The organism is Streptomyces sp. NPDC045026, from assembly GCF_056432625.1.
In genome coordinates this window covers 43,732-64,137 of the sequence record NZ_JBWKIS010000014.1, presented here as the reverse complement: position 1 = coordinate 64,137, position 20,406 = coordinate 43,732, and the positions used below count along the sequence as shown (strand labels likewise).

The following is a 20,406-nucleotide window of genomic DNA, read 5'->3' as shown; positions in this document are numbered from 1 at the left end:
CGTCGCCACACGGAGACAGCAAAAAGGGCTCGGCGGTAGGACGCCGAGCCCTGGATGCAGACCTAGCCCTACCTGCTGTAACCAGGAGGACGATCCGAATGCATCACGCCAAGGATCGCACGAACACTGTCAGCACCATCCCTACGCTTCCCATCGACGCCAGCCAGGCGGTGTCTGCCCCCGTCGGCCTGCTGGTCGACTTTGACTCTGGTCTCGGCTCGAACTGCCAGGCCCTCAGCGACGTGAAGCCGGGCACCACGGTGACCGCGCTTGTCACGGTCCGGCACCTTGCCAGCGGCCGTGGTGGCCGCGCTCGCGGCATCCTCATCGGTTCCGGCGGGCAGGCCATCTTCACCATCGACGTCGACGCGAACGCCCGTCTTCAGGACAGCCTCACGCAGGGCGTGACGGCCATGGTGCGCGGCACGGTCACGCGTATCGGTTCCATGAACACGATCAGCGTGCGCGGCGTCCAGGTGGTGACCGTCTGATGGCCACCATCACTGTCCTCTCGCAGCAGGACGAAGCGCTGCGCCGCGTGGTCGCCGACCAGATCGGTCCGCGTGCCGAGGGCGTCGTCTACGACAACGGGTCCGGCACCTTCAAGGTCCTCGCGGTTGTCACTGACGCGTCTGAGGCTCGCCGGATTCTGCGGCGTCGCGCCGCGCAGTTCGCCATCAAGGTCGTCGACATCTTCACCGGCGCCCGCGAGTACACGTGCACCGTGTGGACCGGGTCGGACCGAGTCCGCAAGGCGGTGGCTGCGTGATGGCCGAGCAGCCGAACCCCCGCGACCTGGCTCTGCAGTTCCTGTTCCAGCAGTTCGCCCGGATCAGCCCTCCCGGAGACGACACGGCCGGCCGGATCACCATCCGCACCTCCGACGGGACGTTCGTCGGCGACATCCGTCTCTCCGACTCCGACGTGGAAGCCCTCGGCATCACCATCGAGTCCCTTGCGAACTGCAAGGAGTGCACGGAGGAGTCGACCGAGCCCAAGCCGCTCGAGGTGGGGACCGCCGACATCAACAGCCTGCTGACGCAGGCCGAGGCGTTCGCCAACGGGGAGCAGCTGTGAACGCCAACCCCGTGCAGAACGCCGACGCCCTGGACGGTACCGACCTCGGTGATGTCCTTGCCGACCTCGCCGGATTCGACTGGATCCCCGGCGTCGCCAAGTTCCGTGAGGCCCTGCGCGAGATGGCCGAAACGGTCCTCGCCGGCCGACTCGACTCTGATGCGAGCCAGACCTTGGCCGCGATTCTCGCTGGTTCCAACGGCGCTGATGCCCTTACGGCCATCGGGCACCTCACCGCCCTGACCACGAGCTACGACACGAACCCCGCCTTGGCCCACATCGACTCGGACCGTGCGAAGGAGGCCCGCCTCCACGGCGAACACCTCGTCCACCACCTCGCCGACGATGCCGACCTGCACCAGCACGCGGCCGACGCCGCCGCCGCCATCGACCAGCAAGGACACCGCTCATGACCGCCCCCACAACGCCCAGCGTCCTCACGCTGATCGCCGACTACACCAAGGACATTGCGTTCGCCTCTGGCAAGGAGCCTGCGGCCACGGCCGGCGAGTTCATTAGCCAGCTGAAGACGGCCGCCGACAACCTCCGCAAGGCCGGCATCCGGCACACGGAGAACCTCGACAACGCCGCCACGTACCTCTCCGACGCGCTGAACACCACGAGCCGGGAGGAAGTGAAGAGCTCCCTCAACCGCGCCAGCCGCTACCTGCTGGCCACCGCTGACCTGGTCGGCGAATACCGGCCCCTGGCCTAACCCCACCCGGGGCCCGGCCCACACCGGGCCCCACCACCCCAACCACCGGAAGGAGCCCGCGATGTCGAAGGCGCGAGCAGCGAACCCGCCGAAGGGCCAGTGCAAGGACTGCTGGGCGCACGCCGAGGACCCCGACATTCACCGCCAGAACCGCGGCGACTGCCAGGCGTGCATCGCCTGCGCGGCCAACCGGCACGCCGGAAAGATCGTCCGCTAACCCGCTGACCACCGGAAGGAGGCCCGCCATGGGCCGCCAGTTCAAGGACATGAAGACCGAAGAGCAGAAGTACGCGGCCCGCCAGGCTCCCCGCCTGCAGCAGCTCGCCCACCAGGCCGACCAGCAGGCCCAACGCCACCAGATGGACGCCGACGTCTACGGCCGCCCCGGCACGGACTACACGGACACCAAGAAGGCCGCCCGCGCGCAGCGCGAAGCGAGCCGCCTCTACACCCGCAGCAAGAAGCTCCGCGGTGAGGCCAAGCGCGCCGAGGAGGCCGTCGCCCCGGAGCCCAAGAAGAAGCGCAGCTGGTGGTAGCCCACCACCCTGACCGCCCCCGACCACAGCCTTCGAAGGAGCAGGCCATGGACACCAAGACCCCGACCACCACCAGCACCCGACCCGAACCGCAGGACGGCCCCGGCTACCGCGCCCTCCACGGCGCCGAGGACTGGAGCACCGGCGAAATCGAAGCCCAGCAGAACCTCGCCGCCATCCGCGACTACACCACCGCAGCCTGACCCGAAAGGACACCGTGACCGCCGCCGAGTACCGCGCCCTCGCCGCCCAGGAACTCACCCCCGAGCCCGGGTTCCACAAGCCCAACCGCGAGCAGATCAGCCGCGCCGCCGTCTACGCCGACCTCGCCATCTCCGCGTCCATCAGCGAAGCCACCGCCAGCGGCGTCACCATCCGCCCCGCCATCCGCCACAGCAACTGACCCAGGAAGGACCCGCCCATGCTTTCCCAAGTACGGAACGCGGTCGAGCAGGTGCCCGTACAGGCATGGGCCGCCCTTCTCGCCCTCGTCACACTCGGATGCGGCTACCGCATCGCCGCCCTCCGCAGCCGCACCGACCGCCGCAAGCCCGCCGACCGGCAGAAGCGCCGCACCGTCACCGGCTTTCTCGGCATGGGCCTCGTCGTCACCGCCGGCCTCGCACTTTCGACCAACACCTCGGCCCGATTCGCCGAGAAGCGCCTCCACATGGAAGCGCCCCTCAACATGACGGTCGGCCTCGTCCTCGAGGCCATCGTCCTCGGCCTGTCGCTGTACGCCTGGGCGTTCAACGACAAGGGCGCCACCCGCACCGCATACATGCTCGTCCTCGCACAGGCCGTCGGCGCCATCGAAGTCGTCCGGCAAGAACACGAGGACATCGGGACGGCGTTCGTTCGGATCGTCGGCCCCGTGATGCTCGCCTACGGCCTGCACAAGCTCCTCGGCCTCGAGGCGAAGCTCGGGAAGATCGAGATCAAGTCCGACGGGATCCTCGCCCGCTGGTGGCGCGACCGTCTCAAGCGTCTCGAGAGCCAGCTCGGCATCGGATCACGCGGAGCCGACGCGCAGGCAATCAGCCGCCGCAACGCGCAGGACAGGCTGATCTCCCTCGCCACGCTCGGTAAGCCGTGGTGGCTCGTCGGGAAGCTCGGTAGCCGGCGGTACGAGAAGTCCCTGATGCGTGCCGGGGACGCCTCCTTCCACGGGCTGGACGACACCCTCGACGAGCTCGGCACCGAACTGCGGATCACCACCCGTATAGACCGCATGGGCGCCTTCAAGGCCCTCCCGGAACGCACCGCGGACTACACCCTCAGGTCCCTGCGCCCCACCAGCGGCCCCCAGGGCGCACCGCACATCGCACCCGACGACATAAGCGCTCTGACCAGCGAGGGCGCAGCAGGGCGCACCACAGGGCCCGAGGCGGGCGCGCCCGAGGCGACCCCCGGCGAGGCGCAGGCGAACAACAGGCGCGACGGAGGCGACACCGACCGTCGCAGGCTCGCTTTCGACCTGTACTTCGACCTCCGCGGCACCGGCCCCGCCCCCTCTCAGAACGCCTTCGAGAAGGCCTGGCGCGACGCCGGCTACGGCCTCAAGACCGACGACATCCGCGCCCTCTACAAGGACATCCACACCAAGGTCACCGGCAACAACGCGTAACCACCGCCGCTCTGAACGGAGAAGACCACCATGGACATGAACGAACTGATGACCCGCGACGGAGTGCGCGAGTTCAGCGGCGAGCAGCGCGACACGTTCGTCAACGACGCCACCCAGCTCCGACAGATGGGCCGCATCTTCAAGGCCCGCATCGCCCAGACCGAGATCGACGGCGATAAGCCCTGGTCAGCGAAGCGCCGCGCCTCCAAGGTCGCCGGCCGCTTCGACCGGGTCGCGAAGCTCCTGGAGAAGGCCGCAGCCGAGTGCGAGGCCATCGACGCGACGTACGGGCGCGAGGTCCTGGACCTGCCTGAGCGGCGCGCCAAGGCCGTCGCGAAGAAGGAGCGCCGGGCCGAACACAGGGCGCTGACCAGGCAGAAGGCGCGCGCGCTGACGCAGCGGACGCTCGCCGAGTCCGCGCAGGGCCTGGCCGCCGACCCGCGCCTGGCCGGCCAGGCGATGCCGCAGGCCGCGCAGCCGCAGCCCGTCTACACGAACCCGCAGGCCTACCAGTTCCCGACCAGCAACAACGACCCGCTCCCTGACTTCACCGACCTGTTCACGGAGACTGGATGACCACGCAAGCGGAAGCACAACGCAAGGAAAACCAGGCCGAGTTCTGGAACGACAAACAGGCCAAGGCGACAACGCCCATCGCTCGTGCGGCGGTCTGGTACGACGCGTGCCGCATGCTCGCCCGCAACGCCGACAAGAACGGCAAGCCGCCCTTGTGGGACGACCTCACCAGACATCTCCACGACTTCTTCCAGCATCACAACGGGTGACGAAACGTCATCATCACCCGCCCGAAAACGAGGTGACGATCCGCCCCAACGAGCGCGCGCGACGCGCGCGCGTGAGGATGCCCGAGCCGACTACCCACTGTCAACCCTGAAAGGGGGCCGAAATGAGCGACAACGACGATCAGAACACCGGCGGCAACGTCATCAACTTCGGGCGCCGCACCGGCCTCACGGGCTTCAGCCTCACCCCCACCCCGCCCAGCGGAGACAACAGCGGGCTCGGCCCGGTCATCCCACCGCAGCCCGTCACCCCGCCCACAAACGGAACGGGCGGGCGGAACCGGCGCAGCCCCCTCGACACGCTGGCCGCGCTGCCGTCGCCGACGCTCACCGCACCGCCGGTCGTCTCCACGCCGCACCCCGACGGGGGCCTGCCCGACACGTTCCGCGGCCCCAACACCGGGGACCGGGTGGGCCCGCGGATGGGCGCCTTGTCCATGGCCGCGACCCTCGCCGTCGCCGTGGCCGCGCTGCGCGGCTCGTGCATCGTCCTCGAGGACTGGCGGCAGCGCCGCATGGACAAGGCAGCGGAGACGAAGCCAATGCGGGAGGCACGCGCCAAGCACAAGCTGGCGATGGCGCAGGCCCGCTTCGGCTCCGCGGAGGCCGCGGTCAAGCACGCGAACAGCATGCAGGGCATCGGCAACAAGTCGGCCGAGAAGCACGCCAAGAAGGTGCCGTCGAGTCAGGCGTTCGGGCGGAAGACGCTCGGCGGCGGATCGACGGGCGGGGGTGTTGGAGGCGCGAGTAAGAGCGCCAGCAGCGGTAGCAAGAAGTCGGCACGTACGGGCTCGGGCTCGGGCTCCTCGGGTTCGGACGGAAGCCGCTCGAGCAGCTCGAAAGGTAAGGGCCTGTTCGGATCCAGGGCCGGCGGCCGCGGAACCGGCAACACGTCCAACAGCAAGGGGGGAGGGACCAGCCCGAAGAAGTCCCCGACCCCCAAGAACAAGACGCAGAAGTCGCCGCACCGCGGGTCGCAGGGCGCCGGCGCCAGCCTGAAGAAGAACCACAACGGCAAGACCACCGGAACCGGCACCGGGGGCGCGAGCGGTCGGGGCAGCAGCACGAGGAACACGCCGAGCCCGTCACCGAAGAAGCAGCAGCCCGGCAACAAGCCCAGCGGCCGGACCACTCTCAGCCAGGCCGCAGCACGCCAGCTCGGCAAGGCCGCACACCGCCGCCTCAAGAACCGCCGCAAGAACCTCAACAACCCCGCCGTGTGGAACAACCCGACCACGAAGAAGAACGGGAAGGGCCCGAAGGCGCCGAAGCCCACCCAGCCGACACCGGGCACGCCCCCCAAGCAGAAGACGAACCTGCGCAAGCCGAACCAGGCCACGAAGAAGCAGCGCCGCGCGGGACGTACCACCCTCGCCGGGGCCATGGGCCACGCCGCCTACCAGGCTGCCCAGGCCCGGCTGAAGAAGCGTCGCCACTCCGGCACGACCCCGCCGGTCTGGGGCGCCGCGCACAAGACCCGCACCAAGAACACGAAGCGGCAGCAGAAGGCCCACAAGAAGAAGACGGGAGCGAACACTGCGTGGGCCTGGGCGCGGGCGCGAGCCCAGCGGGCCGCGAACAGCGGATGCTTCACCGGAACCGGCGCCGGAACAGGTTCAGGGTCCAGCTCCACCTCGAACACAAAGACCACCACAGCGGGCCCCTCCAGCGCCGGCCCCTCCAGCACGGGCAGCGGGACCGGACAGCGCACCGGCCGCAAGTCGCCTTTCGGGAACGCCGCCAGCACCGGCCCCACCACCTGGACCGTCGAACGCGACAACCAGCCCGAACCGACCTCCGCTACCGGACCGATCGTAGGCATCGGACGCGGCACCGACGCCCTGCCGGCCGCCCCCGAACCGCACACCGCACGCCCCGGCACCACCCGCCCCAAGGAGGCCCGCCCCATGCCCCCCGCCCCGGTTTCCTCCCAGGACCCCCGCCTCCAGAAGGCCCGCAAAATGGCCGCCCGCCGCGCCAACGAAGTCACCCGACAGGCCCGTCACATGGACGACCAGCACAAAACCGAGATCACTCTCGATGACGCGCTCGACGAGTACGGCCAGTTCAAGGACGACGCGTTCAAGACCCACGACCAGAGCGCCAAGATGTCCGGCCAGGCCCTCAAGCTCCGTGACGCCCTCGCCGTTCTCTCAGAGGACCTCGCCACCACGCACAACCTGATCGGTCCGATGTTCACCGCAGCGATGGCCAACCTGTCCGAGGACATGGAACTCCTCTCCCGCATGGCCGACGAGATGCAGGTCTCCTCGTACGAGGCCGCCGAAGACGCCGAGAAGGCCGACAACGACCTCAACGACGCCTACCGGCCCATCACCCAGGCCACCGCCGACGCGGGCCTGACCACTCCGTCCGCCCCGATCCACAACCAGACCTGAGGAGGCTCCTGATGAGCGACGACACCACATCGGACACCACCGCGATCGAGCCGACCTCCGTACAGACCGGCGCCGAAGTCGCCGCCGCGACCGGCGACAACCTGCCCGCCACGCAGGACAGCGCGCCCGCCCGGATGAGCTGGGGCGGAGCCATCGCCGGGATCATCAACTTCATCACCCTGGCCGCCCGCATCATGGCGCTCTCCATCGCCGCGGCCATCCTCAAGGAGCGGCTGCACCTCCTCAAGCGCCGTATGCACAAGGACGCCGAACGAGCCCGCCGCCTGTCCGGGCACCTTGGACAGGCTGGCGCCGCCCAGGAGTTCCAAGGCCAGGCGATCGAAGTGTCCAAGTCCTTCGATCGGGTCGCCGAAGCCTCCGGAGCGGTCGCCAACGCTGCCGACCAGATGGAAGCCAACGCGATCGCCGTCAAAGACGCCCATCAGATCGAGTACGGCGGCATCTACGAGGTCACCAACGCCCTGCCGTACGCCCAGCCCAAGCCCGGCTTCAACGAAGTCCGCTAACCCCTGACTCACGAAAGGACACGGCCGTGGCCGTCATCGACAAGACCCCCGCCCAGCCCGCCACCGCGCCGCGGATCGTGCCCGCGCGCAGCATCCTCCGCCGCAAGCGCCTCGAACGCCTCACCTACGGAGCGGTCACGCTCGGCATCGCCGTCGGCCCGCACACCGACTTCATTCCCGCCCACCTGGGTGCCGTCGCGCTCGGCGCACTCGCCTCCTGGCGGCTGTGGCGCAAGTGGGACGACGAGCCGCTCGGATGGAACCTACTCAGGACCGCCCAGCGCCTCACCCCCGCCCTCACCGGCTCCGCCACCTACCTGGCGTCGCTGCGCATCCCAGGAACCCCGTGGTGGGAGTGGCTGCTCGCCCCAGCATGGGGCGCGGCCATGACGTACACGACGCCGCTGACCCACTCGGCGAACCTCACCCCCGAGCACTTCGCCCTCGAGGTGCCCGCCCTAGCCACCGCTGGCGTGCAGGCCCCGGCCAGCCACCCCGCCTCCCGCGCCGCCCAGTGGGACAGGGCGAAGGCCACCGGCACCACCCGCCTGACCAGCGTCACCCAGTACACCGACCCCAACGGACGGCCCGTACGAGACTTCTGGGGAATCGTCGTCGCCGAAGCCGGCGAAGCCGTCCCCGACCTGAACGCCAACGCCCTCGCCGCCGTGTTCGACCTGCCCCCGGGCACCGTCGAACTCCAGCTCATCCAGGGCTCCGGCCCCGGCCGCAAGCTCCTCACTGCCAAGCCGACCCTCCAGGCCCTCGAGCAGTCCACCGACCCGATCCAGCGCCTGTGGGACGAGAAGCTCGCCCGCAAGGGCGGCCCCACCGAAGGCATGTCCCTGGACGCCTACAAGGTCGAGGAGAACCGGATTGCGCTGCGCACCAGCGCCCCGGAAGGTCAGCTCATCCAGCTCAACCAGAAGTTGATCGCCCGCGCCCTGAAGGTCGCCGACGCGTCCCTCGTCATGGTCGAAACCGACGGCCTCGGCGACGGCCTCATCTCCATCTACAAGACGCATCCGCTGCTCAACGTCCGCGAGGCCACTGTCGAGGACCTCACGATGGACGAGGACGGCACCATCGCCATCGGCCTGCGCCCCGACGGCCGCCAGGCCCGCATCCCGCTGTACGACCCAGTGATGGGGGCCATCACCGACCTCTTCGTTGGCGCCCCTGGCGCTGGGAAGTCCGTCACGCTGCTGACGGTTGTCGCAGCAGAACGCATCAACGGAATTGTGTCCATTGTCGCGGACGCCCAGGACGGCATGTCGCTTCCCGAAGTCGACGGGCGCGTTTACCACTTCGGCAAGGGCGTCGCAGCGACGGCGGCGACCACCGCCGCCTCGAACGACCTCGGGAAGTACCGGGAGAAGGTCAGCGCTGCCAACGGCTGGGGCTCCGCCGAGATCAACAACCCCTGGCCTCTCGTCAACATCACTCTGGACGAGCTGAACCGCATCCTGTCCGCCGACTCCACCGTCCCGCGCGCCTTCCGTAAGTGGGTCACCGGTCTCGTCGGAGACCAGCAGTCCACCGGCCGGAAGCTCCTTGAGGGCATCCGCTTCGCCGCCCAGTCCATCCACCTCGCCGACCTCGGCGACAAGGACCGCATCCGCGCCAACGCGAAGAACGGCACCGTCTGGCTCGGCCGCACCAACTCCTCCACCACCAAGCACATGGCCACGGACGGAGTCCTCCCGCCTGGCATCTATCCCGAGCCCATCCCGCGCTACTTCAACATCGGCGGCGGCAGCACCATCGACGCCGCGTTCCACGGCAAGGAAGCCAAGAACGGACCGATCACCGCGGGCATGGCCAACATCATCCAGGGCGGAAGCCTCTTTACTGCTCGGACTTGGTTCGCCCGCAAGGAGAACAAGACCTACCCCGGACTCATCGCCCTTATGGAGTCCGCACCCATCCCGCGCCTCACCCCCGAAGAAGACGCCGTCTTCCAGGCCTCCTACGCGAAGTGGCTCGACTACGCCGAGCAGCTCCTCGCCGGAGACGACGAACTCAGTAGCGACGAGACCGCGATGGCCCGTGAACTCAGCGGCGTTGACTCCGACGACGAGGACGACGACCAGCCGTCCGTCGGGACCATCAAGGACCGCATCCTCGACCTCCTCGCCGACGGCCAGCCCTGGGCCCTCAAGGACGTCCGTGCGCGGCTCTCCGACGTAGCGCCGACCAGCGTCAACAACGTCATGGTCGAGCTCCACCACGCCGGGAGCGTCACCCCGGTCCGCCGCGGCACCTACCAGATCACCAACTAACCCAGCCCCTGAAGGAGAACCCGCCCGTGACCCGCCTGCCCGACCCGCAGAAGCCCACCGCCCCCCAGGCCGGGCAGCCCACCGCAGACGACATCGCCAACGCGCTCCAGCGCTCCGTCGACGACACCATGCAGGAGGCCGCCAGGACCATCGCCCGCGAGCAGACCCCCGGCTTCCCGACCTTCTACAAGAACAACGACCCCGTGCCCACGATCGGCACCGCTCCGCCCCTGCCCCAGCCCGGACGCCCGCCCATGAGTCAGAAGGCTGTCGACCTCAACACCACCATCCTCTCCAGCAGTGTCCTCGTCGCCGTCCTCGGAGGAGCCGCCACCGCCTTCACCTGGGCCACAGGACACGCCAACCCCCACGTCATCGCCTGGATCTGCGGCTGCGCCGTAGCCGTCCCCGCCGCATTCGCCATCCCCGTCCTCGCCCTCAAAGGCCTCATGAAGAGTGCCAAGGAAGTCGTCCAGGCCGCGCCGCCCGAGATCCACCAGCACTACACCGGCTACGTCCACCAGGAACACAAGGCGATCACCAGCCACACCAAGGGGCTGATCGCCAGCACCCGCAACGACCAGTCCGACCCTCGCGCCTGACCCGCCTCCCGTCCCGCGAACCCTGGAGCCCGCCATGACGACCAGCCCGCCCACTCGACGCACCCGAGTCCGCAAGGCCCAGCCCCGCCGCTCCATACGACGCACCATCCGCGGGTACCGCCGCCGCTTACGCCGTATCTCCTGGGGCTGGGCGGCCGGCATAGCCATCGGCGGGTACATCGTCGCCAAGACGTACCCGTGGCAGAGCATCGCGGCCGTCGCCGTCGTGGCCGTCGCCGTCGTACTCCACGTCATCCGCCCCGCCCGCATGGCAGGCGTGTTCACCCGCATCGACCGCCTCTACGCCCGCCGCCGCGCCCTGCCCCAGCAGCGGTCGTTGGCCGCCTTCCAGCGGATGAGCCCCGCACAGTTCGAGCAGGCCATCGCCGGACTCGCTCTCGAAGACCCCAGCGTCGTCACCGCGGCCGTCGTCGGCGGCTCCAACGACCGCGGCATGGACGTCCGCGTCAAGCTCGCCAACGGCACGGACGTCCTCATCCAATGCAAGCGCTACAAGCCCGGCAACAACGTGAGCTCCGAAGAGGTCATGAAGGTCAACGGCACCTACCGGGAGATCCACCACTGCCAGCAGGCCGCCATCGTCACGACCAGCGGCTTCACCCGCGACGCGTGCGCCACGAGCGGGATGCTTCAGCAGCGGATCCGCCTCGTACCGGGCGACGCTCTGCTCGCCTGGGCCAACGGAGGTGCCCCGCCGTGGAACTGACCACTGAATAAAGGCAGCCCCCGGGCGATATCGCCCGGGGGCTGCTCCATGCCGCGCGATCCCTATCAGCCAGGAGACCCGTGAACCTGAACCTCTGCGCCGTCCTCGCCTGTACACGAGACCCTGGCGCCTTGAGCCCCTTCTGCTGTGCCGCCAGCACGCCCTGGACATCGCACTCGACGTCACCGACGTCCTCCATGCCAATGCCAGGACTGGAGGTCACCAGGGAGGCCGCGACGTCAACACCGCCGACATCGCCCTCGATGATGTGTGGAAGGCGAACTCTCACCCGCCGGTCGTCTACTTCCTCGGCAACGGTGACCGCGTCAAGATAGGCACCAGCACCAACGTCACCGTCCGCGTTGCGGCGCTCTCACTCCGGCCTCAGCGGAACCATCGTTATGACGAGGTCCGTATGCCCGACGAACATGAACTCCCTCTCCCCGATCGTGTACATGCAGGACAGCTACGGGGACACTCAGAAATTCCTGACCTGTGTGATCCCTTGAGACTGGCCTCCCGGCGGAGCAGACGTCCCTATAGCCGGCCGGAAGGCTTGTGCCCGAGGTTGTAGGGCAGTTCATAAAGTGAGCGGCGTTGCGCCATCCACCGATCGGCCTTGCGGTTCCCTGCCCCTCATGCGATCCAGGCCTTGCAGGCGGGCTAGGTGTTCCGTACGTCGGCGCGCTTGTCCAATTCGCGCATCGCCTCTGCGTGGGCGCTCATCCGGATGCTCAAACTGCCGCTGGTGAAGAGCGCCACACCAGCGACCGACACCGGCACGGACAGCCCGAGCACAGCCAGGGCTTCAGGCCAGTCGCGTTCGTTCTGACACCAATCACTGCTTTGCAGGCCGTTGTTGGCGGTGCCCCGTTCGGTCAGCAACCGTGACTCGCACTCTGCGGGGTACTGGTCGTCTGGCTCGCGATCGACCGAGTATGGCGTGAGCAGCAGCAGAGCACACCATGCCCACTGCAGCGCCGCCACAACCAACAGGCCTATGCCCCAGGCGCGTATCCGCCCAGCCCGGTCGCGGAAGTCGTGGTCGTAGTCACGTGATCGCATGGTGGGCGAATCTACGGTCGCCTCGGACATCCACCGACACGGGTCCCACCTCCGCCAGCGGCGACGAGGAGCCCGTACAGCCCGTGCCGGCCGTGCAGCCCGAGGAGTCCGAGCAGGTCGAGGCGGCCGTCGCGGCGGCGCCCGCAGGCGAGTTGCCCTTTTTGTGGCGCGGCCCGGACGAGGGCGCCGGGCAGGAGGAGGACGGTCCGGTGGACGTCGTCGCCGACTTCGCGGGCGTCCACCCGGCCATCCTGGCGCCAGGAAAACGCCGTTTCCCGGCAGCGAGTGAGGGTCCTTACCTCCTATTCGTCGAAGAATAGGAGGTAAGGACGGTGCGGCCAGGAGCGGGCCCGGCGGAGAAGGCCCGGCAAGATGCGGCCCGTGCGGCAGCGGTGGAGCGGGCGGAGCGTGAGCGGGAGGCCGCGGCTGCCGCCGATGTGATCCGGCAGGCGCTGGCGTGTGAGGACTGCGGGCACCAGCAGGCAGGTGGGCTGTGCGAAGCGTGCGGCTACCGGCGCCGGACCGAGGCCCTGACCGTGGAGGCCGGGCTGGTCGCCGCGACTTGGGCGGCCGTGCTGGACGACCCGGCTGACGTCGCCGCTGTCACCGCCGATGTCAGGGCGTCGCTGACCGCCGACATCGAGCGCACCCGCCGGGAGTTCCTGGACTCGGTGGAGCCGGGCGAGCTGGACGCGGACCCGGTCGCGGCGGCGGCCGTGCTCGCCTTCGGCGCCCTTCAGACCGTGGAAGCGGCGCTGCCGGAGTCCGTCTTCCGCCACCGCTACGAGAACGACACCTTCTGGTGCGGGACCCTGCTCGGCGGCTGCGGCGGCCAGCTGACCACGAAGCTCTACACCGACCGCGCCTGTTCCCTGTCAAGTTCTGCGTGTTGAGAGTGCCGCATCGGGAGGTACCGTCCACCCTCATTCGCGAGCCGCCAACACCTGGGGCATGACCCGGTCATGCAAGGAACTCGTCACGGGATGATCTTGGAGTGCCGAGCACCTCACCCGTCACCCGTACGGCTCAACCCACCCCGCATCAGACGAAACCCAACGTCACCACTAACGCCGCCGGGACCGTTGGACGACTGGGAATCATAGACGCGTCGCGCTGCTCGACGCGCCATCGGGCTCCTTAGTTCGCTTCGCCGCACGGAGTGGTCTTCCGTACCTGCGCCGTGGGCTTCAGAACGAGCAGCTCCCCGATAGGGATTGAACCGCCACGGGACTCGTCCTTCGGATCATCCTGCAACAGAAGGTCGGTACTGGTTCGGACCCAACCGGTTCCATTGCGATCAACGAAGCGAACTGCAACCGCTTCCTGGCCCTTGGAGGGCAGAGATGGCGCTTCTGCACCGTCTCGGAGCATCGTCAGGGAATCGGACGTAATGGCGAGCTCCGAGCACGGAGGAAGATTACCGATAAGGACGCCGTGCGTGTTGCCTTTCCCCTCCTTCTGGGTTTCGAAGACGAGGGACACACTCGAAATGGGGTCGGGAGACCTGTTTATGATGTGCATTTCCCCATCAGTCAAAACGTTGCTCCAGAAAGAAACCCTGGCAGCTTGATCGCGGGCCTCCTTCCGCGCACTCTCACGGGACTCGTTGAGCGTGTCGGATGCCACTTCCGCATCGTAGTAAGTTGCAACAGCGGTAAGAAGCAGGCCGATTGCGCCGACGAAGATGCCTGCGATCGTTCCCCACCTACCCCAGTCGACGCGTTGCCGCCATCCGGCTGCGGGTAGGCCCCCCTCCGCCTCGGCCACGTCACGCTGGACGCGCTCACGCTGACGCACTCGATCGGGACTGGGGTGTCGCCTCGCCAAGCGCAACTTCACGCGCCGGTGTTCACCATCAGTCATGCACCCTCCCTCGCCTCACTACACCAGAGGACGCCGCGTGGGAGCCATTGGCTCCATGAACTCGCATATTCGGGCTCTTGTGCGCGAGGCGTGATGGCCCCACGAGCGGAGTCTCGTAAATGCTCCTTTCCCGGAGCAAGATCAAAACGAGGCGAACGGAGATCGCGAAGTCTCAGTGGCTGTGGTCCGGGTGCGGCTGGGCCGGCAGCGCCCGGACCGGGGAGTCGGGCTGGGACAGCGCGTGGAGCAGTTGACGGTTGTGCGTGGTCAGTTGGTGGACTGCCCGGACGAGGTACTCAACGTCGGTCCGCAGCTGAGTCAGTTCGGTGGCGTCCTTGGCGCGGAGCTCCTTCAGCTTGACGATCTGTTGGCGCAGGCGGATCTCGGAGTCCGGTGTCTGTCCGCGTGCCCTGACCTGCACGTAGAAGTCGTTCTTGAGGTCCGGGTGGCGTTGGGTGAGCGCGTTGCGCGGTACGTCGGCTTCCTGGGCCAGGGCGACGATCGTCAGCGCGCCGTTGGAGTGCTGTGCGGTTCCCTGCAGGATGCGGTCCATGGCCGCGCGGATACGGTCGCGTTCGTCGGGTGCGGGGCTCATGCGGTCCCGTCCTGGAGAGTGCTGCGGGTGCGTTGATGGGCGTCGGCGAGGTCGCGCAGTCGGGTGGCGTTGTCGCGCAGGCGCTCGCCCAGCGGTCCGGGGACGTGGCCTGCCTGCTGGTCAAGGGTGGTGGCGCGGAGGCGGAGGCCGGTGGCGTGCTGATCGGTTCGGGCGATGTTCGCGCAGGCGGGGACGCACTGGTCGAGGCTGGGCGTGTCCTTGAGTGCGCGGTGGCACAGGGCCTTGTCGCGCTTGTAGACGCACATCAGCAGGGTGTGGGGATTGTCGTAGACGGCCAGGTGGGGGTTGGCGAGGATCTGTCGGGCCTGCCGGGCGGTGATGACGGTGCCGGTGTACTGGGGCGCGGTGGCGGCGGCCTTGATCGCTCGGCGGGCGGCGGGCCCGGAGATGCCGAGGCCGTCCTCGAGAGCCGCGTTCAGGTCGGCGACGGTGTCGATGGTGGCACGGGCCGTCTCGACGTCGAGGAGGTCGTGGATGCCGTCCCGGCTGCGCGCGGCATATCCGGCCGCTACGGAAGTCCGCAGATGACCGTACTGAATCGCGAGTGCGACCAGGCCCCCGGGGCGGCGGGCGATGTGCCAGGCCAGGCTCCTGCGGAATCGTGCGGTTCCGATTCTCCCGCGCGGATCCGGCGGGATGAATTCGTTGACCAGGCCGCGGGCGGCTGCCTCGTGGTTGGCCCAGGTGATGAAGTCCTCCACCCGGGTGCCCAGCGTGTGCACGGTGAGGGAGCCGGTGCCGGCCCGGGTTCCGCGCAGGTCGTGAGCGTGGTGGTCGAACAGCAGCTGCCCTTGGGGAACCATGCGTTCCAGGACACGGATGGCGTTGACGACGGGGGCGATGGCTACCCAGGGGGCATCGCGGGCTTCGCCCTCGGAGCGATGGTTGCCGTCTTCGTCGCGGGCGGTCTTGTACACGGTGCTGGTGATCAAGTGTCGCCCTGTACGTCCCGCGCTGTCCGGCTCTGGGTCGGGGCAGCAGCCGCTGCGCAGTCCGGCCGCCTCGCCGGGACGCATCCCGGTCAGGTAGGCGATGACGATGAAGCACGCCGTGCCCAACTGACGCATGAGAAATCCTGCTTCGGTGTAGTCGACAGCCTCTCTCCAGAGGATGCCGCATCCGCGCTGGCGAGCGCGGCCAGGACCATGCGCAGACCAAGCACGTCCCAGCGTCCGAGTAGAGCCTCGGCCGTCTCTTGAGTGACGAAAGTGTCGCGACCATCCAGCAACAGCCGGTGCAGGACCTCGGCTACTTCGGGAACCTCCGCGACGGCTGCCAAACGCCGGCCTGAGGCCGCTCTGACAGACCACGATGCAGAAGTAGACCCCTGAAGGAATGGGGTCAGCTCGTCATCAAACTCGCAACGGGTCATAGTTCTCACTCTGGCATACACCCCTTCGCCGCACTTTCGGCCATCACGCAATCGCGGTCAGAGCCCTGAAAATTCCTCAGTGGCGCTCGTCTTCTCCGCTTGGTTGCACAGTCAACCGTGCAGATTCATGGGGTGCACGAGCGATGTTGGTGAGAATCCCTGCGGCGTGCTCGTAGCGGCGGATCTCGGCGATGGTGCCGCAGGACTGCTCCCCTGGCAGGGCGCGGAGCCGTTCGTTCGTCGCGACGAGGCGGTAAATGATGGCGCGGGCGACGTACTGGGCGAAGTCGGGTCCGTTTGCGGCAGCGGCCTCGCGGAGCAGCTCGGGGTCGGCGCGATGCCAGATCAAGGCGTCGCCCACGACGACTGCCTCGCCGAAGGCCGGCGGGCGCCAGTAGGGTGAGAAGTCGATGACGGCCGGGGCCAATCCTGGGGCGAACAAGACGTTGCCTGTCAGGTCGCCGTGGATGAGCTGGGACCCGTCCTGCGGCTGCGGGCCAAGTAGAGCGGTCAACTCGTCGAAAGGTTCTCGCAAAGCAGGAAGTAGGCCGACCTCCTTCTCTTGCCAGGCTGCCTGGTCACCGGTCGCCCACCAGTTGCGGCGTCGGTCGAGGAGCTCGGGGCGGGGTACGTCGGCCAGTGCCCGGTGAAAGGCGCGTCCTGCAGCGATGATCTCAAGCCAGCGGGGTGCAGCAGCGTGATCAGGTTCGGTGCCGGAGACGTAGTGAGAGGCAGTCCAGCCGTCGTAGCTCCAGGCACCGGTCGTGGCAGGCAGGGGGCGAGCGACGCGGAAGCCGTCTTCCCGGACTGAGGCCATGATGTCGGCCAGCCACTCGGCAAACTCGGTGTCGGGGCCAGTGGGCTTGAGCACCACGTCTCCCACGCGGACACTGCGGCCCTCCCCGCCCGGCAGGCTGATAGGGCTTCCGGCGAGCTGGAAGGCGTCGAGTACGTCTCGTTCCGGGATGGTCATGGGTGCTCTTGGAGGTCGGAGGTACAGGCCGACGTCACGGTAGCGAGCGCGGTATCCGTGCGACGAACGATTTACGGCTCGTTGCGGCTGCGGTCACGGCGAGGTAGCAACCGATCTGGCGGTCGCGGCGAGAGTGGGGATCCAGGTGAGCAGGTCTGACGAGCCAACAAGGAAATTCAACGAGCCCCAACAGGGCCGGGAAGCCATCGCGTCGGCGACGGTGGTCGGCAGGCGCAGCCCGTCGGATTCGACCAGCTGGGCAAGGACGCGTTCGGCATCGCCGGCGAGCCAGCCGGTCAGGTCCTGGCCGGTGATGTTCCCGGTGCCGGCGCGGGCGGCCCGCAGCGTGAACATGAGCACCGCCGGACGCACCCCCGGCTCGGGGATGGGCGTGGGCGGCGGCGAGGTGTCCGGCGTCGGCCTGGCCCGGGTCGAGGGTCAGTTTCCGGCGAGCAGGTGTTCCTGCCTGGCCTGGACGAGGCCGCGCCACGCGGAGCGGACGTTGTCTTTGCTCGTGGTCCAGCGGATGGGCGACGGCCCCGGCAGGGGCAGGGCGGCCATGAAGTGAGCGATGTCGGTGAAGTAGGCGAAATCGCCGGTCGTGGTCAGCGCGCGCAGCCGGTCGATGGTGGCGGCCAGGTCCTGGTCCTCACTACGGACGGCGTGGTGGAAGGCGAGGGCGAGCTCCACGAACCGGTGGAGGAAGGGAAGTCCCGCAGCCTCAATCTCGGCGTTCAGGTTCTGGGCACGGCCGGTGACGCCGCTGGTTCCGGCGTCCTTGATCAGGGCGACGACCTGGGCAAGGAGGCTGTTGGAGCGCTGGGCGAGGCCGTCGAGGAGCTGGTGGGCGAGTGCGAGCTCGTCGTCGGCTCGGTCGGGGTCGGCGAAGGAGACGGCGAGGGCGAGGCGGACCTGCATCATGGCCCGCTCTCCTGCGGCACCGTGCTGCTCGGCTTCCGCGCGACCGGCTTCGAAGGCGGCGACGGCCAGGCCGATATCAGCTTGGGACCAGCGGATGTCGCCGAGGACGCGATGGTGGCGACCTTTCCAGCCCAGGGTGGGAACAGCAGCCAGGGCGGTGGGGAAGTCGCCGGCGAGGCGGGCCAGGTTGGCCAGTCCCCGGCGGGCCTTGAGGGCGAGGCGGCCGTCGGCGTCGGCGACCTGCTGCATCCCGGTACGGGCGGCGTCGTTCTGGCTGAGGTCCTTGTGGGCCTTGGCTCGGTAGTACAGGGCCATCTCGGTCAGCTCGGCGGGCAGCAGGCTGGTGTTCAGGACAGCGGTGAGGCGGTCGACGGTGAGCTGGCGGTGCTCGCGCTGGCGTCGGGTGATCACGGTGAGGAGCTCGGCGACGGCATCGGCGGGAGTGTCCGGTGCCGGGTCCGCGGGGGTGGGCAGGGCCAGGGGTTCCCAGACGGAGTCGTCGGTGTAGACGAAGGCGGCCTCGATGAGCCAGCCAAGGCCGGTCAGAGCGTGGTCGCGGGCCAGGCGCAGGCCCTGGCGCAGGCACGCCACCAGGAGCATCCGACTGGGGGCGTGGGCGGCGGCCTTCGTCCATTGGTCGCCAAGGGCGGCCAGGGCGCGGGTGGCGGCCTGGTGCCAGTCGGCGTTCGTCCAGCGGTCGTCGCTGTGGTCGTCGTCGCGTACGGCGCTGCGGATCGCGCGGTGCAGGTGGTAGGGCCACAGGGCGTAGGGGTTCTCGCTGATCAGGGGCCGTTCGGCTAGGCGCCGGGCGGGGGCCTGGTGGGTGAGGCCGGCTGTTTGGGTGGCGAGGTCGAGGTCGAAGGCGTCCAGCAGGGCGACGGAGCGCAGCAGGTGCCGTTCCTCGGGGGTGAGGTCGGAGAGGGTGCGGGCGAGGAGGGCGGGGAAGGTGCAGTCGAAGTCGGTGGGGGTGGGGGTGCGGCCGGTGCGGCGGATCTCCAGGAACCGGCTGACCGCGAGGTCCAGGTGCAGGGGCAGGCCGTGGGAGCGAGCGGTGATCGCTGCGCGGATGTCGGCGCCGATGAAGGGCTGGCCGTCCTGGATCAGGCGTCGGGCGAGGTGGGCTTCGCAGTCCTCAGGGGAGAGATCACCGATCAGGTGCTGCCGTCCGGACGGCCTGGCCGGCCTTGGCTGCGGCACCGCCGGGGAGGCGGCCAGGCCGGGCCAGGCGGCGGGGCCGGTCCAGTCGAGCTGGCCGTGCAGCGCGGGGTCGGCCCACGGCAGCCGGCTGCGGCCGCCGATGACGAAGAACGCGTTGGGCATGAGCCAGACCAGGCGTTGCAGGAGCCGCTCGAAGTCGCGGTGGCGGTCGCTGGTGTCCTCGAAGGTGTCCAGCAGCACCACCGGGGTGAGCCGCTTCTTTGCGGGCAGCTGGTTCAAGTCCCAGGCCAGCAGGTGCGGGTAGTAGGACAGCGCCTCCAGATCGGGCGTAACTTCCAGCAGGGCTGCGGTCCGCGTGGCTCCGGCCAGAGCGTGGGCCCGCGCCTGTCGTTCCCGCAGGGCCGACACCAGCGCGGAGGTGAGCTGTTGGGCTGCGGAGCCGACGAGGCCGGGCAGCTGGAGGGCGGAGGCGACCTCGCCGGCGCCAGCCTGCAGTTGCTGCGGGAGTATCTCGGCGAAGCGGCCCGTCAACCCGGTCCGCCGGATGTATTCGTCCAGCGGTTCCCCGGGGTGGACGTGCTCCCAGTAGTGGCGCAGTGCCACGTCGAAGGAGGGCAGGGTGCGGCCGAGAGCTCCGGCGAGGGCGAGGCGGATCGTCAGGATGACCCGCTCGAAGTCGGAGCCGGTCGATGCGGAGCGGGCCAGGTCGATGCGGATGGGCAGGAGCTGCTGTGTCCAGGTGGGTGCGCCCCACTGGTCGGGGCGGTGCTCGGCGGCGGTCAGCGCTGCTTCGATCTTGCGGAGCAGCGTGGACTTGCCGACGCCGCCCACTCCGTGAAAGACGATCACATTGCTGCGGGGCGCTTCGAGGTCTTCCACGTCGAACCCGCGGCCGGTGGTGTGCCGCAGGTGCTCTTCCAGCGCGGAGGCGACCAGAGCCCACTGGTGCTGCCGGTCGGTGAACGCCTCCGCGGCGTCGAACGCCGGGTTGTTGGAGCTGAACAGCGCACGCAGGTCGGCCATGGTCCCCCCACAGATGATCGTCTGAGCCCCAATCTATGCCGCACGGTGCCCGGCGGCGGGCGCTCTGTTGGGCGCGGCCGGTGGATGCCGATAGTGGACGGAATACCGGCCACGGCCGAC

General features: G+C 68.8%; 26 protein-coding genes. 18 read left to right on the top strand and 8 right to left on the bottom strand.

Features of this window, described 5'->3' with window-relative positions:
- Positions 1 to 98: 98 nt before the first annotated feature.
- The 17 genes from AC07EJ_RS27050 to AC07EJ_RS26970 all read left to right on the top strand — a co-directional run bounded on the left by AC07EJ_RS27050 (position 99) and on the right by AC07EJ_RS26970 (position 11,295).
- Positions 99 to 491 (top strand): hypothetical protein, encoded by a 393-nt coding sequence (locus tag AC07EJ_RS27050; RefSeq protein ID WP_478885111.1) that lies wholly within the window; start codon positions 99 to 101, stop codon positions 489 to 491.
- Entirely contained in the window at positions 491 to 769 is a 279-nt protein-coding gene (locus AC07EJ_RS27045; protein WP_478885110.1) for a hypothetical protein, read from the top strand. The genes AC07EJ_RS27050 and AC07EJ_RS27045 overlap by 1 nt, the downstream gene beginning before the upstream one ends.
- The gene (locus AC07EJ_RS27040) at positions 769 to 1,077 is read left to right on the top strand and encodes a hypothetical protein (RefSeq protein ID WP_389487078.1); all 309 of its coding nucleotides are present in this window, start codon (positions 769 to 771) and stop codon (positions 1,075 to 1,077) included. Before AC07EJ_RS27045 ends, AC07EJ_RS27040 begins: the two co-directional genes overlap by 1 nt.
- Positions 1,074 to 1,490 (top strand): hypothetical protein, encoded by a 417-nt coding sequence (locus AC07EJ_RS27035; protein ID WP_478885109.1) that lies wholly within the window; start codon positions 1,074 to 1,076, stop codon positions 1,488 to 1,490. The genes AC07EJ_RS27040 and AC07EJ_RS27035 overlap by 4 nt, the downstream gene beginning before the upstream one ends.
- A complete protein-coding gene (locus tag AC07EJ_RS27030) occupies positions 1,487 to 1,792 on the top strand; it encodes a hypothetical protein (protein WP_478885108.1) in 306 nt (101 codons plus the stop codon). The genes AC07EJ_RS27035 and AC07EJ_RS27030 overlap by 4 nt, the downstream gene beginning before the upstream one ends.
- A 61-nt stretch (positions 1,793 to 1,853) precedes the next feature.
- Positions 1,854 to 2,009, top strand: coding sequence for a pRL2-8 (locus tag AC07EJ_RS27025; protein WP_389487071.1), 156 nt, complete (start codon positions 1,854 to 1,856; stop codon positions 2,007 to 2,009).
- A gap of 28 nt (positions 2,010 to 2,037) precedes the next feature.
- A complete protein-coding gene (locus AC07EJ_RS27020; protein WP_478885107.1) occupies positions 2,038 to 2,328 on the top strand; it encodes a hypothetical protein in 291 nt (96 codons plus the stop codon).
- A 47-nt stretch (positions 2,329 to 2,375) separates the two neighbouring features.
- Positions 2,376 to 2,531, top strand: coding sequence for a hypothetical protein (locus tag AC07EJ_RS27015; protein WP_478885106.1), 156 nt, complete (start codon positions 2,376 to 2,378; stop codon positions 2,529 to 2,531).
- 14 nt (positions 2,532 to 2,545) lie between these two features.
- Entirely contained in the window at positions 2,546 to 2,731 is a 186-nt protein-coding gene (locus tag AC07EJ_RS27010) for a hypothetical protein (RefSeq protein WP_478885105.1), read from the top strand.
- A gap of 18 nt (positions 2,732 to 2,749) precedes the next feature.
- Positions 2,750 to 3,955: a hypothetical protein gene (locus AC07EJ_RS27005; RefSeq protein ID WP_478885104.1), complete on the top strand. Its 1,206-nt coding sequence runs from the start codon at positions 2,750 to 2,752 to the stop codon at positions 3,953 to 3,955.
- Between the two features lie 30 nt (positions 3,956 to 3,985).
- On the top strand, positions 3,986 to 4,531 hold the full coding sequence (locus tag AC07EJ_RS27000) for a hypothetical protein (RefSeq protein WP_478885103.1): 546 nt from the start codon (positions 3,986 to 3,988) through the stop codon (positions 4,529 to 4,531).
- A complete protein-coding gene (locus AC07EJ_RS26995) occupies positions 4,528 to 4,740 on the top strand; it encodes a hypothetical protein (protein ID WP_478885102.1) in 213 nt (70 codons plus the stop codon). The genes AC07EJ_RS27000 and AC07EJ_RS26995 overlap by 4 nt, the downstream gene beginning before the upstream one ends.
- A gap of 122 nt (positions 4,741 to 4,862) precedes the next feature.
- Complete coding sequence (locus tag AC07EJ_RS26990; protein WP_478885101.1) at positions 4,863 to 7,157, top strand: hypothetical protein; 2,295 nt, start codon at positions 4,863 to 4,865, stop codon at positions 7,155 to 7,157.
- An 11-nt stretch (positions 7,158 to 7,168) separates the two neighbouring features.
- Positions 7,169 to 7,684, top strand: coding sequence for a conjugal transfer protein TraB (locus AC07EJ_RS26985; protein ID WP_389487057.1), 516 nt, complete (start codon positions 7,169 to 7,171; stop codon positions 7,682 to 7,684).
- A 26-nt stretch (positions 7,685 to 7,710) separates the two neighbouring features.
- Complete coding sequence (locus AC07EJ_RS26980) at positions 7,711 to 9,966, top strand: hypothetical protein (RefSeq protein WP_478885100.1); 2,256 nt, start codon at positions 7,711 to 7,713, stop codon at positions 9,964 to 9,966.
- A gap of 26 nt (positions 9,967 to 9,992) precedes the next feature.
- A complete protein-coding gene (locus AC07EJ_RS26975) occupies positions 9,993 to 10,568 on the top strand; it encodes a hypothetical protein (protein WP_478885099.1) in 576 nt (191 codons plus the stop codon).
- Positions 10,569 to 10,602: 34 nt separating this feature from the next.
- On the top strand, positions 10,603 to 11,295 hold the full coding sequence (locus AC07EJ_RS26970; protein WP_478885098.1) for a restriction endonuclease: 693 nt from the start codon (positions 10,603 to 10,605) through the stop codon (positions 11,293 to 11,295).
- 663 nt (positions 11,296 to 11,958) lie between these two features.
- On the opposite strand, the gene AC07EJ_RS26965 is transcribed toward AC07EJ_RS26970, so the two are convergent.
- Both AC07EJ_RS26965 and AC07EJ_RS26960 read right to left on the bottom strand, forming a co-directional pair.
- Positions 11,959 to 12,360: a hypothetical protein gene (locus tag AC07EJ_RS26965; RefSeq protein WP_478885097.1), complete on the bottom strand. Its 402-nt coding sequence runs from the start codon at positions 12,358 to 12,360 to the stop codon at positions 11,959 to 11,961.
- An 11-nt stretch (positions 12,361 to 12,371) separates the two neighbouring features.
- On the bottom strand, positions 12,372 to 12,602 hold the full coding sequence (locus AC07EJ_RS26960; RefSeq protein ID WP_478885096.1) for a hypothetical protein: 231 nt from the start codon (positions 12,600 to 12,602) through the stop codon (positions 12,372 to 12,374).
- Positions 12,603 to 12,692: 90 nt separating this feature from the next.
- Here AC07EJ_RS26960 and AC07EJ_RS26955 point away from each other — a divergent pair, with 90 nt between their 5' ends.
- Complete coding sequence (locus AC07EJ_RS26955; protein WP_478885095.1) at positions 12,693 to 13,253, top strand: hypothetical protein; 561 nt, start codon at positions 12,693 to 12,695, stop codon at positions 13,251 to 13,253.
- A gap of 244 nt (positions 13,254 to 13,497) precedes the next feature.
- On the opposite strand, the gene AC07EJ_RS26950 is transcribed toward AC07EJ_RS26955, so the two are convergent.
- The 6 genes from AC07EJ_RS26950 to AC07EJ_RS26925 all read right to left on the bottom strand — a co-directional run bounded on the left by AC07EJ_RS26950 (position 13,498) and on the right by AC07EJ_RS26925 (position 20,286).
- Complete coding sequence (locus tag AC07EJ_RS26950; RefSeq protein WP_478885094.1) at positions 13,498 to 14,223, bottom strand: hypothetical protein; 726 nt, start codon at positions 14,221 to 14,223, stop codon at positions 13,498 to 13,500.
- 172 nt (positions 14,224 to 14,395) lie between these two features.
- A complete protein-coding gene (locus AC07EJ_RS26945) occupies positions 14,396 to 14,818 on the bottom strand; it encodes a hypothetical protein (protein WP_478885093.1) in 423 nt (140 codons plus the stop codon).
- Complete coding sequence (locus AC07EJ_RS26940; RefSeq protein ID WP_478885092.1) at positions 14,815 to 15,906, bottom strand: hypothetical protein; 1,092 nt, start codon at positions 15,904 to 15,906, stop codon at positions 14,815 to 14,817. The genes AC07EJ_RS26945 and AC07EJ_RS26940 overlap by 4 nt, the downstream gene beginning before the upstream one ends.
- 381 nt (positions 15,907 to 16,287) lie before the next feature.
- A complete protein-coding gene (locus tag AC07EJ_RS26935; RefSeq protein WP_478885091.1) occupies positions 16,288 to 17,184 on the bottom strand; it encodes an aminoglycoside phosphotransferase in 897 nt (298 codons plus the stop codon).
- 93 nt (positions 17,185 to 17,277) lie between these two features.
- A complete protein-coding gene (locus AC07EJ_RS26930; protein WP_478885090.1) occupies positions 17,278 to 17,538 on the bottom strand; it encodes a hypothetical protein in 261 nt (86 codons plus the stop codon).
- An 84-nt stretch (positions 17,539 to 17,622) separates the two neighbouring features.
- Positions 17,623 to 20,286, bottom strand: coding sequence for an ATP/GTP-binding protein (locus tag AC07EJ_RS26925; RefSeq protein WP_478885089.1), 2,664 nt, complete (start codon positions 20,284 to 20,286; stop codon positions 17,623 to 17,625).
- Positions 20,287 to 20,406: the final 120 nt, after the last annotated feature.

Excerpts from the sequence above, each read along its gene's own strand:
- AC07EJ_RS27050 (WP_478885111.1), top strand. The coding sequence starts at position 99 with ATGCATCACGCCAAGGATCGCACGAACACTGTCAGCACCATCCCTACG.
- AC07EJ_RS27045 (WP_478885110.1), top strand. The coding sequence starts at position 491 with ATGGCCACCATCACTGTCCTCTCGCAGCAGGACGAAGCGCTGCGCCGC.
- AC07EJ_RS27040 (WP_389487078.1), top strand. The coding sequence starts at position 769 with ATGGCCGAGCAGCCGAACCCCCGCGACCTGGCTCTGCAGTTCCTGTTC.
- AC07EJ_RS27030 (WP_478885108.1), top strand. The coding sequence starts at position 1,487 with ATGACCGCCCCCACAACGCCCAGCGTCCTCACGCTGATCGCCGACTAC.
- AC07EJ_RS27025 (WP_389487071.1), top strand. The coding sequence starts at position 1,854 with ATGTCGAAGGCGCGAGCAGCGAACCCGCCGAAGGGCCAGTGCAAGGAC.
- AC07EJ_RS27020 (WP_478885107.1), top strand. The coding sequence starts at position 2,038 with ATGGGCCGCCAGTTCAAGGACATGAAGACCGAAGAGCAGAAGTACGCG.
- AC07EJ_RS27015 (WP_478885106.1), top strand. The coding sequence starts at position 2,376 with ATGGACACCAAGACCCCGACCACCACCAGCACCCGACCCGAACCGCAG.
- AC07EJ_RS27005 (WP_478885104.1), top strand. The coding sequence starts at position 2,750 with ATGCTTTCCCAAGTACGGAACGCGGTCGAGCAGGTGCCCGTACAGGCA.
- AC07EJ_RS27000 (WP_478885103.1), top strand. The coding sequence starts at position 3,986 with ATGGACATGAACGAACTGATGACCCGCGACGGAGTGCGCGAGTTCAGC.
- AC07EJ_RS26995 (WP_478885102.1), top strand. The coding sequence starts at position 4,528 with ATGACCACGCAAGCGGAAGCACAACGCAAGGAAAACCAGGCCGAGTTC.
- AC07EJ_RS26990 (WP_478885101.1), top strand. The coding sequence starts at position 4,863 with ATGAGCGACAACGACGATCAGAACACCGGCGGCAACGTCATCAACTTC.
- AC07EJ_RS26985 (WP_389487057.1), top strand. The coding sequence starts at position 7,169 with ATGAGCGACGACACCACATCGGACACCACCGCGATCGAGCCGACCTCC.
- AC07EJ_RS26970 (WP_478885098.1), top strand. The coding sequence starts at position 10,603 with ATGACGACCAGCCCGCCCACTCGACGCACCCGAGTCCGCAAGGCCCAG.
- AC07EJ_RS26965 (WP_478885097.1), bottom strand. The coding sequence starts at position 12,360 with ATGCGATCACGTGACTACGACCACGACTTCCGCGACCGGGCTGGGCGG.
- AC07EJ_RS26950 (WP_478885094.1), bottom strand. The coding sequence starts at position 14,223 with ATGACTGATGGTGAACACCGGCGCGTGAAGTTGCGCTTGGCGAGGCGA.
- AC07EJ_RS26945 (WP_478885093.1), bottom strand. The coding sequence starts at position 14,818 with ATGAGCCCCGCACCCGACGAACGCGACCGTATCCGCGCGGCCATGGAC.
- AC07EJ_RS26940 (WP_478885092.1), bottom strand. The coding sequence starts at position 15,906 with ATGCGTCAGTTGGGCACGGCGTGCTTCATCGTCATCGCCTACCTGACC.
- AC07EJ_RS26935 (WP_478885091.1), bottom strand. The coding sequence starts at position 17,184 with ATGACCATCCCGGAACGAGACGTACTCGACGCCTTCCAGCTCGCCGGA.
- AC07EJ_RS26930 (WP_478885090.1), bottom strand. The coding sequence starts at position 17,538 with ATGTTCACGCTGCGGGCCGCCCGCGCCGGCACCGGGAACATCACCGGC.
- AC07EJ_RS26925 (WP_478885089.1), bottom strand. The coding sequence starts at position 20,286 with ATGGCCGACCTGCGTGCGCTGTTCAGCTCCAACAACCCGGCGTTCGAC.